The following is a 12,220-nucleotide window of genomic DNA, read 5'->3' as shown; positions in this document are numbered from 1 at the left end:
GACGCCCGGGGGCGGCGGCGGCCGGTCCACCATGATCACCGGCAGTCCGGCCTCGCGGGCCGCGACGAGCTTGGCCGTGGTCATCCGGCCGCCGCTGTCCTTGGTCACCAGCACGTCCAGGCGGTGCTCGCGGATGAGGGCGCGCTCGCCCTCCACGGTGTACGGTCCCCGGTCGAGCAGGACGTACGCGTTCGCGGGGACCGGCGGCTCGGGCGGGTCCACCGATCTGGCCAGCAGCCACACACCCGGCAGCGGCGCGAAGACCGGCAGGCTGCGGCGGCCGGTGGTGAGGAAGACCCGCACCTCGCCCGGCGCGGCGGCACCGGCCCTCCAGTCGCCGCTGACCAGCAGGTCGGCCGCCGCAGGCAACGAGCCGACCCGCAGCCAGTCGTCGCCCGGTCCTTCGCGCCAGCCCCGGACGGCGCAGCGCCAGCAGCGGCACGCCGGTCGCCGCCGAGGCGGCCGCCGCCGAGGCCGTCATCCGCTCGGCGAACGGATGCGTGGCGTCCACCAGCACGTCGATCCGCTCCCGCGTCAGCCAGGCGGCCAGCCCCTCCGCGCCGCCGAACCCGCCTTCGCGCACCTCGCCCACCGGCAGCCGCGGGTTGCTGACCCGCCCGGCCAGCGACGACACGACGTGCAGCGCGGGATCGGCGGCCAGCTCGGCGGCCAGCGCGCGGGCCTCGGCGGTGCCGCCCAGAATCAGGACCCGCCGCACGCCCGGTCCCCGCCCGCGCCGCCGTCCCTGCCCACGCCGCCGTCCTCGGCCGCGCCGCCGTCCCTGGCCACGCCATCCCTGCCCGCGGCCGCCGTCCTCGGCCGCGCCGCCGTCCCCGGCCGCGCCGCCGTCCCCGGCCGCGCCGCCGTCCCCGCCCGCGCCGCCATCCCTGCCCGGCCTGTCCCTCGCCGCGCTGTAGAGATGACTGCCGGGGAACTGTGTCGCCGCCAGCACCCGCCCCACGACGATCACCGCCGTCCGCCGGATCCCGGCCTCGTGGACCTGTCCGGCGATGTCGGCCAGCGTCCCGCGCAGGATCACCTCGTCGGCCCGGCTGGCCCGCGCCACCACCGCCACCGGGCAGTCCTCCCCGTAGGAGGGCACCAGCTCGGCCACCACCGCGTCGATCCGCTGCACGGCCAGGTGCAGCACCATCGTGGCGCGGCTCGCGCCGAGCGTGCCGAGGTCCTCGCCGTCCGGCATGGGCGTGGCGCGGGCGGAGGTACGCGTCAGGATGACCGTCTGCCCGACGCCGGGCACGGTCAGCTCGCGCCCGAGGGAGGCCGCCGCCGCCGCGAACGCCGGGACCCCCGGCACCACCTCGTACGGCACCCCGAGCGCGTCCAGCCTGCGCATCTGCTCGGCCACGGCGCTGAACACCGACGGGTCGCCCGAGTGCAGCCGCGTCACGTCGAGCCCGTCGCGGTGCGCGGCGGCCAGCTCGGCGATGATCTCGTCGAGCGTCAGCTCGGCCGTGTCCACCAGCCTCGCCCCCGGCGGGCAGGCGTCGAGCAGTTCCCGTGGCACCAGCGACCCGGCGTACAGGCAGACCGGCGACGACTCCAGCCGCCGCAGGCCGCGCAGCGTGATCAGGTCGGCGGCGCCGGGACCGGCTCCGACGAAGTACACGGTCACGGTGAGTCCTTCCTCGTGATCGACCACACGGTCACCGGCATGGCCGCCCGCCAGCCGGTGAACCCGCCCACCGGCGCGGCCCGCTGGACGCCGAGCCTTACCAGGTCGCCGCCGAGCCTGCCGTACCAGTGCGCGAGCACGGCCTCGGACTCCAGGGTGACGGCGTTGACGACCAGCCGGCCGCCGGGCCGCAGCGCCGACCAGCACCGTTCCAGCAAACCGGGCGCGGTCGCCCCGCCGCCGACGAACACCGCGTCCGGCGCGGGCAGCCCGTCCAGCGCCCCGGGCGCCCTGCCCTCCACGACGCGCAGCGAGGGCACGCCCAGCCGTTCGGCGTTGCGGCGTACGGCGGCGGCCCGGTCGGGTCTGCTCTCGATCGCCACGGCCGCGCACGACGGGTGGCTGCGCATCCACTCGACGGCGATGCTGCCCGCGCCCGCGCCGACGTCCCACAGCAGCTCGCCCGGCATCGGGGCCAGGCGGGACAGGCTGACGGCGCGGACCTCCCGTTTGGTGAGCTGCCCGTCGTGCTCGTACGCGCCGTCCGGCAGCCCGGGCACCCTGCTCAGCGGCTCCGCGTCCGGGGCCGGGGCGCACTCGACGGCGATCACGTGCAGCGGGGACACCTCGGCGGCCGTCCAGGACTCCGCCGTACCCCGCAGCTCGGACTCCTGTCGCGCGCCCAGGTCCGACAGCACCGTCATCGCGCTGGGGCCGTACCCGTGGCTGACGAGCAGTTCCGCGACCACGGACGGGGAGTCGGGCCGCGCGCCGAGCACGACGACCCGGCGGCCGGGCGCGAGCGCGGCGGCGAGGGCCGCCGGCGGGCGGCCGACCAGGCTGACGACCTCCACCCGCTCGACCGGCCAGCCGAGCCGGGCGCAGGCCAGCGACAGCGACGACACGTGCGGCAGCACCCGTACGCGCTCCGCCCCGAGCAGCCGCACCAGCGTCGAGCCGATGCCGTGGAACATGGGGTCGCCGCTGGCCAGCACGCACACCTCGCGGCCGGCGTACCGGTCGAGGAGCGCGGGCAGCGCGGGCAGCAGCGGGGACGGCCAGGCCACCCGTTCGGCGGCCGAGCCGGGGACGAGGTCGAGCTGCCGCGGGCCGCCCATGAGCACGCCGGCCGCCTCCACGGCCCGCCGCGAGGCCGGGGCCAGCCCGTCCCAGCCGTCGGCGCCGATCCCGACGACCGTGATCACACGTTGCCCAGCACGCGCGTCACCTGGATCTCCACGACCACCCGCGACGGGTTGACCCGGGGCGGCTTGTACCGGGCGGCGTAGCGGCGCTCCGCCTCGGCCACCTGCTCAGGCTCGGTCCGCACGACGGCCAACCCCTCCAGCGTCGACCAGCGGCGGCCGTCCACCTGGCACAGCGCGACCGGGGCACCCGCCGACCCGATCAGCCTGGCCTTGTACGAGGTGCCCGAGGTGATCACCCTGGCGAGGCCGGCGGCCAGGTCCAGCGTCGCGCCCACCGGCACGACGTGCGGCGGACGGCCGTCGGGGCGGGCGGTGGCGAGCGTGCACAGGTGCCGCTCCTGCCAGAAGGCGGCGAAGGCGTCGCCCTGCTCAGCCAGGTTCACGATTCTCCTCTACGCGAAGTGCGCTGGATATCGTATATCTGCCCATCTGGCAGACTTTGCCGGATGAAGCGGCTCCTCGTCATCGGGATCGGCGCGGGCGACCCCGACCATCTCACCCTCCAGGCGGTCAAGGCCATCGCCGCCACGGACGTGTTCTTCGTCGTCGACAAGGGCGAGGTCAAGCACGAGCTGGTCCAGCTCCGCCTCGACCTCATCGCCGAGCACGGCCGGGAGCCGTACCGGATCGCCGAGGCCCGCGACCCGGAGCGCGACCGCGACTCCCCCGCCTACACCGCCGCCGTCGAGGACTGGCGCTCGCGCCGCGCGCTCGCCTGCGAGGCGCTCATCCGCGACGAGCTGGCCGACGGCGAGACCGGCGCGTTCCTGGTGTGGGGCGACCCGGCCGTCTACGACAGCACGCTCGCCATCCTCGACGAGATCCTCCAGCGCGGGAACGTCGCCTTCGACGTCGAGGTCGTCCCCGGCATCAGCAGCGTGGCCGCGCTCACCGCCCGCCACCGCGTCGGCCTCACCCAGGTCGGCCGGCCCACCCACCTCACCACGGGCCGCCGCCTGGCCGAGCACGGCCCCACCGCCGACGACGTAGTGGTCATGCTCGACGCCCACTGCTCGTTCGCGGGGCTCGACGACTTCCACATCTACTGGGGCGCCTACCTCGGCACGCCGGACGAGATCCTGGTGTCGGGGCCGGTGTCCGAGGTCGGCGACCGCATCCGCGAACTGCGCGCCGAGGCACGCGCACGCAAGGGCTGGATCATGGACACCTACCTGCTGCGCCGCACGCCGGGGCCGTTCACGAAGCCGGCTGGCGGGGCAGACCGGGCGGGTTGATCCGCGACTCCGGGACGGCCTCGTTGGCCAGCCCCCACCGCTCCAGCACCTGCTGGTACGCGCCGTTCCTGATGACGGTGTTCAGCGCCTCGTTCAGCGGCTGCACCAGGCCGTTGCCCTTCTTGGTCATGGCGGCGATGAGTCCCTGCAGGTCCGGCCCCGCCCCCGAGAACGTGCCGACGATGCGCGAGCCGCCGCTGACGGCGATGTTGTAGGCGATGTTCGGGTTGGGGCCGAAGTACGCCTGCACGCGGCCCGACTTCAGGGCGAGCAGCACGTCGCCGTACCTCTCGTAGTAGAGGATCTCGACCGGCTCGCGGCCGGCGGCGCGGTTCTGCTTGTCCCAGTCGAGCAGGATCTTCTCCTGGTTGGTGCCGGCGCCGACCGACACGCGCAGCCCGGCGATGTCGGCGGGCCCCTTGATCGCCTTGACGGGGCTGTTGTCGGGCACCTGCCAGGCGAGCTGGTCGATGCGGTAGGTGGCGAAGTCGTAGGTGTCCTTGCGTTCCTCGGTGACGGTGACGTTGCTGAAGACGGCCTCGTACTTGCTGGACTTGGCGGCCAGGAACAGGTTCTCCCAGGAGCTCGACTGCGGGGTGAACTCCAGGCCCAGCACGTCGGCGACGAGCTGGGCGAGGTCGGTCTCGACGCCGATGAGGGTGGTGTCGTCGGTGGCCGGGGACACCAGCGGGGGCGCGCCGCCGGCGCTGAAGCCGACGGTGAGCTTGCCGTCGGCGGCGATCTCCTTGGGCACCTTGGCCGCGATGGCCGCGACCTTCGCGGTCCGCACCCGGTTCTGCTCCGGGCTCAGGTTGATCTTCTTGCCGGCGACCACGGGGGCGGAGGCGGCCGGGGCGTCGAGTGCCGGTTCGGCGCCGCAGGCGGCGAGGACGGCGAGGACGGAGGCGGCGAGGAGGAGGGGCAGGGGCGATGCGCGCATGTCTGTCGTCCTTGGGGGTGTCAGAGGACCTTGGCGAGGAAGGCGCGGGTGCGCTCGTGCACGGGGGCGTCGAGGACCTGGGCGGGCGGGCCGAGCTCGACGACGCGGCCGGCGTCCATGAACGCCACCGCGTCGGCCGCCTCGCGGGCGAACCCGATCTCGTGGGTGACCACGATCATGGTGGTGCCGGCGCGGGCGAGGTCCCTGATGACGTCGAGCACCTCGCCCACCAGCTCGGGGTCGAGCGCGGAGGTCGGCTCGTCGAACAGCAGCAGCTTGGGTTCGAGGGCGAGCGCGCGGGCGATGGCGACGCGCTGCTGCTGCCCGCCCGACAGGGTGCGCGGGTAGGCGTCGGCCTTGCCGGCCAGGCCGACGCGGGCCAGCAGCCGCTCGGCCAGCGGCTCGACCTCGGCGCGCGGCCTGCGCTGGGCCGACAGGGGCGCCTCGGTGACGTTCTGCCGGACCGTGAGGTGCGGGAACAGGTTGAAGGACTGGAAGACGAAGCCGATCTGGGTGCGCTGGCGCAGCACCTCGCGTTCGGGCAGCTCGTGCAGGCGGTCGCCGGCCTGCCGGTAGCCGAGCAGCCGCCCGTCCACCCGCACCGAGCCGCGGTCGACCTTCTCCAGGTGGTTGATCACGCGCAGCAGGGTGGACTTGCCGGACCCGGACGGTCCCAGGACGACCAGCACCTGGCCGTGGGCCACGTCGAGGTCCACGCCGCGCAGCACGTGCAGCGGGCCGAAGCTCTTGTGGACGCCGCGCAGCTCGACCATCGCGTTCATGCGCGCCCCTTGCCGTAGTGCCGTTCCACGTAGTGCTGGACGATCGACAGGGCGGTGGTCAGGACCAGGTACCAGACGGCCGCGACCAGCAGCAGCGCCATCACCCGGCCGTTGCGGTTGTAGATCACCTGGACCTGGTAGAACAGCTCGGGCAGCGCCATGATGTAGACGACCGAGGTGCCCTTGACCAGGCCGATGATCTCGTTGCCGGCGTTGGGGACGATGGTCCGCATGGCCTGCGGCAGGATGATCCGGAAGAGCCGCCGCGCCGGGGGCAGCCCGAGGGCGGCGGCCGCCTCCCGCTGCCCGTGGTCCACCGACAGCAGCCCGCCGCGGACGATCTCGGCGGCGTAGGCGGCCTGGTGCAGCGCCAGCCCGAGCACCGCCGCCGTCAGCGGGCCGATCAGGTCCATCGTGCCGAAGTCGAAGAACGCCGGGCCGAACGGCACCCCGACCGACAGCCGCGGGTAGAGCAGCGCCAGGTTGTACCAGAACAGCAGTTGCAGGATCAGCGGCACCGACCGGAACAGCCACACGTAGCCGAAGGCCACCGACGTCAGCAGCCGGTTGGGCGACAGGCGCATCAGCGCCAGCACGGTGCCGAGGGCGAAGCCGAGCCCGATGCCGAGCGCGGTCAGCTCCAGCGTGAGCAGCACCGAGCGCACCACCGACGGCGCGAACAAATACTGCCCGACCACCTCCCACTCCCAGGCGGGGTTGGTGATCAGGGCGCTGGCGGCCATGGCCAGCACCACGAGCACGCCGGCCGCGGCCAGCCAGCGCAGCGGGCGGCGGGCGGTCACCACCTCCAGCGGCCGGTCCGCCTCCTGCTGGACGGGGGCCTTGACCTCGGGCAACGTCATGAGCCGCCCCCGTTCCGGCCGCGCGCGGGAACCCGTACGGTGCGGAACTCGGTGGTGCGCCGCAGGCGGAAGCCGAGCCGTTCGTACAGGCCGATCGCGTGCGTGTTGGCGGCGGAGGCGTGCAGGAACGGCGTCTCGCCGCGGTCGCGGATGCCCGCGGCGACCGCGAGCACCAGCCGGGTCGCCAGCCCCCGCCCCTGGTGGGCCGGATCGGTGCAGACGGCGCTGATCTCGGTCCAGCCCGGCGGGTGCAACCGCTCCCCCGCCATGGCCACCAGCGCGCCGCCGTGCCGGATGCCGAGGTAGACGCCGAGCTCGACGGTACGCGGCCGGAACGGGCCCGGCCTGGTCCGCGCGACGAGGTCGAGCATCTCGGGCACGTCCGCCGCCCCCAGCCGTACCACATCGGGGTCGTGCTTCCCCGCGACGTGCTCGCCGGTGAGCTGGACGCCGGGAATGCTCGCCGCCTCCTCCCAGCCCGGCGGCGGCGCCGGCGTCGCGCCGGTCAGCGGCACGTCGCCGCCCTCACCCGCCAGCGCCGCCGCGTCCTGCCAGTCGGCAGGGCCCGGGTCGTGCGGCATCGACAGGAACGGGGCCACGTCGAGGAGGTAGCGCAGCACCCGGCCGCGCCGCTCCGCGAGGTGCGCGTGCGCCCCGAGCAGCGAGGCCCGCACCGGGTCGTCCAGCGGGTCGAAGCCGGCGACCGGCAGGGGCGGGATCGATAAGGGACGGGACTCCACATGCATGAGCCGGGGCCTTTCTCACGTCCGTCAGCCGCCCCCAGCTCAACACAGTCGCCTAAAACCGTCAAGTCCTACTTGTTTAGTTGGTTTTTTTCGGAGGTGGCGGTGATCAGCCCGCCGCCGGACGACGGATCAGGAGAAGCGGCGGCCCTCGTCTGAGGCCAGGCAGTTCTGTCAGGCGTTCGGGTCAGTGAAACAGACCATGTCCTCGCCGCCGGACACCAGGACCATCCAGTACATGCGATTGTCGTACTGGTTCTTCTTGCAGTAGCCGACGTGGGCGTCCGGCGGAGCCCGGTAGACGTCCGAGACGACCACGATCCGGTTGTAGGGCTTGGGCACCCGGTCGGCGTTGCAGCCCACGGCGGTCGACAGGCCGACAGACAGGCTTTGGTCCCCGGAAGCAATCGCGAGTACGCAGTAATTCTTCACCCAGATCCGCCTGAGACAGAGTGTCGTGGTCTGTTTCGACATGGCGGAGTAGTAGCGCCACGAGTCCTCGGCGCGGCCGTTGGGACAGATCAGGCCGCTGCCTCCGGTTCGGGTGACGTAGAAGAGGCCGGCATAGTTGCCGCGGCAGGAGACCGATTCGGGTGGCTTCGACTGACTCCAGTCGTCGCCGTAGCCGGTGCGGTAGACGGGCAGGCAATCGCCCGCGCTGACGGATCGGAACGCGTCCTCGGTGGGGTCGGGTTCCGGTTCTTCCGCTTTGGGGTTCTGCTCGGATCCGCTGTCCTGCTTGTTGTTGCCCGAGCCGCTGTCCTGCTTGTTGTTGTCCGAGTCGCCGCCCACCTCGATCGGGACCTCGATGGTGATCCCGGGCTCGTCGCCGTCGGACCTGCCGCTAGGTTCGGCGCTTGATGTGATCTTGTCATGAGAGGTGCTCGGCTGGTGGGACGCCGTGTCTCTGTTCTTGCGGTCGCAACCGACCAGCATTACCGGAATAAGCAGCCATATCAGCGATGCACGGCATATCCGGCGATATCCACAGTTCATATGGGCCACCCCGTGTCACGAGAGAGCTGCGGTGACGCGAGTTTGGCACAGAGCGCCGCGCGGTACAGCGGGTTCCGGAAGGCACGTCCCCCCATGTCACAGTTTGGGCATCGCACCTCTAGCCGGCCTGTTGGGTGTGTCCAATCTTCGGCTTTTCCGAGATTCCGGTGGTGACGGATAGTCGCGCGAGGAGTATCCGTTTACGGAGAAGGGCGAAGTCGGCGCGCCCGTACATCTGTCGCGTTCATCGCCGCGCCAGTCCCAGGACCAGCACGGCGCCGACGACCAGCCGGGCACTCCGTCGCTTTGGACGCGCAGCACAATGTGGGCGTCCCGGACGGCGGCCCCGGGCTGCCGCTCACCGGCTGGAGCACGGTCGGCGGGGACCTGCGCATCCCGCACTTCGTCGGCCTGCACGGGCTGCAGGTCATGCTGGTCGTGGCGCTGGTGCTCGGGCTCCTGGCGAGCCGGGTCACCCGGCTGCATGACGAGCGGACGCGGGCGGGGCTGGTGGCCGCGGCGCGTTCGCGGGCGTTGGTGACCAGCTTTCCTGCCACGAGCACCAGCTTCGGTAAAAGAAAAGGGCACCGTCGAGCTACGATGGCCACATGACCGCTCCCCAGCATCGCGCGCAACTCGCCGTTCGTGTTGAACGCCTCGAAGCCGCCGCCTTCAGGCTCGGCATCGATCTGGGAGACATCAAGACTGCCGTAGAACAACTCCCCACCACCATCCGGCAGGAGATCCTCGAGTACACCGAGCCGGTTTTCGGGGAAATCATGGCCGGCAAGGCTTCGCTGGCTACCAAGGAGGACCTCGACCAGCTTGAGCATCGTCTGAAAGCCCTGGTCGAGACCCGATTTGCGCAGATGGACGACAAGCTCGACCGGGTTCTGACGGCTCTGTCGCAGCCGTCTTCAAACTGACCGAGCAGACCGGCCGCAAGCTCCAAGGCGAGCTTCACACCGAGGTCCGCGCCGCTCCCGGACGCGCGGGCCGACGACGCCGACGACGCCGACAAGAGCCGACCGCACCTGCGGAAGGCCCTCGTCGCGACCCCGGCCGCGGCCTCTGTCCCGGCGAGGACATGCGGCTCACCCCCGAATGCCTCCTGCCCGGCCGATCGGGGGTCGGCGTCAGGGCGTGACGCTCCGCCGCGTCGTACGCCGCAGCGTGCCCGTCTCCCCCGCCGCCCCCACGGACCACAGCCGGGCCGACATCCAGACGACCCCGACGGCCGCCACGACCAGCCCGCCCAGATACAGCGGCACGGGCACCAGGCTCCGCAGCGACCCGGGCAGCATCCCCGCGACGTACAGCACCACCCCCACGACGGGCATCATCCCGCTCCTGACGGCGGCCACCCCGAAGACCACCACACCGATCACCAGCACCGCGGACGTGACCAGGAACGCCGTCCCGGTCATGCCGGTCAGCAGCGCGGCCACCGTTCCCGCGCCCAGGTACGGGAACACGTAGTGCAGGATGTACTCGACCGCGAACGCCCCGGCCAGCCCGGTCGAGTTGAGCACGTACCCGACGAGCCCCAGCGCCCCGGCCCGGTGCCGGATGACCAGGTAGATCCCGGTGACGGCGAGCAGCCCCGTCAGCGCCCCGAACGGCGCGATGGCGTGCGTGAAGTCCGTCTCCGCGACCAGCCCGCCCCTGCGCGCCGCGTTGACCACGATCAACAGCCCTGACACGAACCCCGCGACCGCGGCGACCCGATGAAGTCCCATCGCGACAAGCCCTTCTCTTGGTGTTGGTGCTCGCCATGATGCGCCCGCCCGGCACCCGCCCGAAGAGCGCGCCGGGAGACGTAAGCACCCCGAAAGAACCCCACTCCGCCGCTGCGCCCGTAAATATGATGAGCCCTTGACAAACTATCGCTAGAACGCATCATTATTACCCAGACCGGCCGCACGGAACGCCGGCCAGTGGCAGTCGACAGGGAGCGTCCATGCAAGCGGTGGGGACACGACTCGATGCCGGGACCGGCCAGCGCCAGGGGCTTCTCGGCCGGCATGGCCGCTCCCCGCGGCGACCACGGGACGACCGCCGCGCCGCGTGGCTGTTCCTGCTGCCGGTGATCGTCGGTTTCGCGGTCTTCTACGCCTATCCGACGGCCCGCGGCGTCTGGTACTCGTTCACCGACTACAGCCTGCTCGCCGACCCCGAGTACGTCGGCGCCGACAACTACCGCCGGCTCGTCAGCGACGGCCAGTTCTGGAACGCCCTCAAGGTCACGGGCTACTACGTCGTCGTGAACATCGCCTCACAGACGCTGCTCGCGCTCGGCCTGGCCGCCCTGATGCACCGGCTGACCCGGTCGGTCGTGCTGCGCGCCACGCTCCTGGTGCCCTGGCTGGTGCCGAACGTCACCATCGGCCTGCTGTGGGCCTGGCTGCTGGACCCCGACCTCGGGTTCGTCAACCATCTCATCGGCCTGACCGGCCTCGACACGACCCTGTCCTTCAACGCGCCGGACTGGGCGATGCCCCTGGTGGCCCTGGTCAACACCTGGACCTTCACCGGCTACACGGCACTGCTGCTCTACGCGGGGATGCTGCAGATCCCGCCCCACCTCTACGAGGGCGCGGCGATGGACGGCGCGGGCGAATGGCGCATGTTCCGTTCGATCACGCTGCCGCTCCTGCGGCCGATCCTGGCCCTGGTGCTGGTGGTGTCGCTGATCGGCTCGTTCCAGATCTTCGACACGGTCGCGGTGGTGTACGGCGGCAAGGCGCCGATCCCGGAGACCCGGGTCATCTACTACTACATCTACCAGCGGGCCTTCACCTACTTCGACATGGGATACGCCTCCGCCCTGGCGATGGTCCTCGTGGTCATCCTCGGCGTGCTGACGACCCTGCAGTTGCGGATGCTGCGCGCGTCGCGTTCGGACCTGGGCTAAGGAGCTTCGGATGTTCTCCGGCATGAAGATCGGCAGAAGGGCCGCCTGGCTCGCCCTCCTCGTCGCGGTCGTGCTCACCGTCTTCCCCTTCTACTGGATGGTCCGCACCGCCCTGACCCCGGCGGGCGACCTCTACACCGACTCGATCGGGCTGTGGCCCGACCACCCCACCCTGATCAACTTCGCGCGGGTGCTGGGGCTGGTCGACGCCGGGACGGCCAGAGCCGCGGGCGGGTCGGGCGCGCAGCTGAACTTCCTGCTGTACACGATGAACTCGCTCATCTACAGCGGCCTGATCGCCGTCGTGCAGACCTTCTGCTGCGCCATGGCCGGCTACGCCTTCGCGCGGCTGCGCTTCCCCGGCAGGGACGTGGCCTTCGCCGTCATCGTCGCCGCGCTCATGGTGCCGCCGATCTTCACGATCCTGCCCAACTTCGTGCTGGTCAAGCAGCTGGACCTGCTCAACACCATCCCGGGGCTGGTCCTGCCCAGCCTGCTGATGACGCCGTTCGCGGTGTTCTTCCTGCGGCAGTTCTTCCTGTCCATCCCCCGGGACGTGGAGGAGGCCGCGACGCTGGAGGGCATCGGCCGTTGGGGGATGTTCTGGAGGATCGTGCTGCCCATGAGCCGCGGCCCGCTGATCACCATCGGGCTCACGACGGTCGTGTGGAGCTGGAAGGACTACCTGTGGCCGCTGCTGGTGGGCAAGGGCGAGGCCACCCGGGTGCTCACCGTCGGGCTGGGCGTGTTCCTCCAGCAGTCGCCGAACCGGGGGCCGGACTGGACCGGGATCATGGCCGGGTCGGTGCTGTCCGTCATCCCGGTGCTCATCCTGCTGGTCTTCCTGGGCAAACGGCTGGTCCAGTCGATGAACTTCTCCGGCATCAAGTGACGGAGCGGGGTGCG

The 12,220-nt window shown here is 71.8% G+C and carries 13 protein-coding genes and 2 pseudogenes; 5 read left to right on the top strand and 10 right to left on the bottom strand.

Annotated elements, in window-relative coordinates; translation table 11 throughout:
- From AC27IY_RS36255 to AC27IY_RS36240, 4 genes and pseudogenes are all read right to left on the bottom strand, one after another.
- Positions 1 to 718, bottom strand: a pseudogene (locus AC27IY_RS36255) (cobalt-precorrin-6A reductase); the annotation flags it as partial.
- A 177-nt stretch (positions 719 to 895) separates the two neighbouring features.
- Positions 896 to 1,633, bottom strand: a pseudogene (cobM, locus tag AC27IY_RS36250) (precorrin-4 C(11)-methyltransferase); the annotation flags it as partial.
- Positions 1,630 to 2,838 carry a precorrin-6y C5,15-methyltransferase (decarboxylating) subunit CbiE gene (cbiE, locus tag AC27IY_RS36245; RefSeq protein ID WP_487180777.1) on the bottom strand — a complete coding sequence of 403 codons (1,209 nt, stop codon included), beginning with the start codon at positions 2,836 to 2,838 and terminating at the stop codon, positions 1,630 to 1,632. The gene cbiE and the pseudogene cobM, both read right to left, overlap by 4 nt.
- Entirely contained in the window at positions 2,835 to 3,224 is a 390-nt protein-coding gene (locus AC27IY_RS36240; RefSeq protein WP_423475921.1) for a pyridoxamine 5'-phosphate oxidase family protein, read from the bottom strand. Before AC27IY_RS36240 ends, cbiE begins: the two co-directional genes overlap by 4 nt.
- Before the next feature lie 63 nt (positions 3,225 to 3,287).
- Here AC27IY_RS36240 and cobF point away from each other — a divergent pair, with 63 nt between their 5' ends.
- Positions 3,288 to 4,076, top strand: a complete 789-nt coding sequence (gene cobF, locus AC27IY_RS36235; protein ID WP_487180776.1) for a precorrin-6A synthase (deacetylating) — start codon at positions 3,288 to 3,290, stop codon at positions 4,074 to 4,076.
- Here cobF and AC27IY_RS36230 read toward each other — a convergent pair.
- The 5 genes from AC27IY_RS36230 to AC27IY_RS36210 all read right to left on the bottom strand — a co-directional run bounded on the left by AC27IY_RS36230 (position 4,039) and on the right by AC27IY_RS36210 (position 8,340).
- Complete coding sequence (locus tag AC27IY_RS36230; RefSeq protein ID WP_487180775.1) at positions 4,039 to 5,016, bottom strand: ABC transporter substrate-binding protein; 978 nt, start codon at positions 5,014 to 5,016, stop codon at positions 4,039 to 4,041. The two genes, cobF and AC27IY_RS36230, sit on opposite strands and share 38 nt — an antisense overlap.
- A gap of 20 nt (positions 5,017 to 5,036) precedes the next feature.
- Complete coding sequence (locus tag AC27IY_RS36225) at positions 5,037 to 5,798, bottom strand: amino acid ABC transporter ATP-binding protein (RefSeq protein WP_344207803.1); 762 nt, start codon at positions 5,796 to 5,798, stop codon at positions 5,037 to 5,039.
- Positions 5,795 to 6,661 carry an amino acid ABC transporter permease gene (locus AC27IY_RS36220; protein ID WP_487180773.1) on the bottom strand — a complete coding sequence of 289 codons (867 nt, stop codon included), beginning with the start codon at positions 6,659 to 6,661 and terminating at the stop codon, positions 5,795 to 5,797. Before AC27IY_RS36220 ends, AC27IY_RS36225 begins: the two co-directional genes overlap by 4 nt.
- A complete protein-coding gene (locus AC27IY_RS36215; RefSeq protein WP_487180772.1) occupies positions 6,658 to 7,407 on the bottom strand; it encodes a GNAT family N-acetyltransferase in 750 nt (249 codons plus the stop codon). The genes AC27IY_RS36220 and AC27IY_RS36215 overlap by 4 nt, the downstream gene beginning before the upstream one ends.
- A 171-nt stretch (positions 7,408 to 7,578) precedes the next feature.
- Complete coding sequence (locus AC27IY_RS36210) at positions 7,579 to 8,340, bottom strand: hypothetical protein (RefSeq protein WP_487180771.1); 762 nt, start codon at positions 8,338 to 8,340, stop codon at positions 7,579 to 7,581.
- A 366-nt stretch (positions 8,341 to 8,706) separates the two neighbouring features.
- On the opposite strand from AC27IY_RS36210, the gene AC27IY_RS36205 reads away from it, so the two are divergent.
- Both AC27IY_RS36205 and AC27IY_RS36200 read left to right on the top strand, forming a co-directional pair.
- Entirely contained in the window at positions 8,707 to 9,012 is a 306-nt protein-coding gene (locus AC27IY_RS36205) for a hypothetical protein (RefSeq protein ID WP_423449932.1), read from the top strand.
- The gene (locus AC27IY_RS36200) at positions 9,009 to 9,326 is read left to right on the top strand and encodes a hypothetical protein (protein ID WP_423449931.1); all 318 of its coding nucleotides are present in this window, start codon (positions 9,009 to 9,011) and stop codon (positions 9,324 to 9,326) included. The genes AC27IY_RS36205 and AC27IY_RS36200 overlap by 4 nt, the downstream gene beginning before the upstream one ends.
- A 210-nt stretch (positions 9,327 to 9,536) precedes the next feature.
- Here the strand turns inward: AC27IY_RS36200 and AC27IY_RS36195 are convergent, their stop codons facing one another.
- A complete protein-coding gene (locus AC27IY_RS36195; protein WP_487180770.1) occupies positions 9,537 to 10,139 on the bottom strand; it encodes a hypothetical protein in 603 nt (200 codons plus the stop codon).
- Positions 10,140 to 10,360: 221 nt separating this feature from the next.
- Between AC27IY_RS36195 and AC27IY_RS36190 the strand changes: the two genes are divergently transcribed.
- A complete protein-coding gene (locus tag AC27IY_RS36190; RefSeq protein ID WP_449957081.1) occupies positions 10,361 to 11,314 on the top strand; it encodes a carbohydrate ABC transporter permease in 954 nt (317 codons plus the stop codon).
- A 22-nt stretch (positions 11,315 to 11,336) separates the two neighbouring features.
- Entirely contained in the window at positions 11,337 to 12,206 is an 870-nt protein-coding gene (locus AC27IY_RS36185; RefSeq protein WP_487180769.1) for a carbohydrate ABC transporter permease, read from the top strand.
- Positions 12,207 to 12,220 lie beyond the last annotated feature (14 nt).

Source organism: Nonomuraea sp. B208, from assembly GCF_057536035.1.
This window is presented reverse-complemented; position numbering and strand designations above follow the sequence as displayed.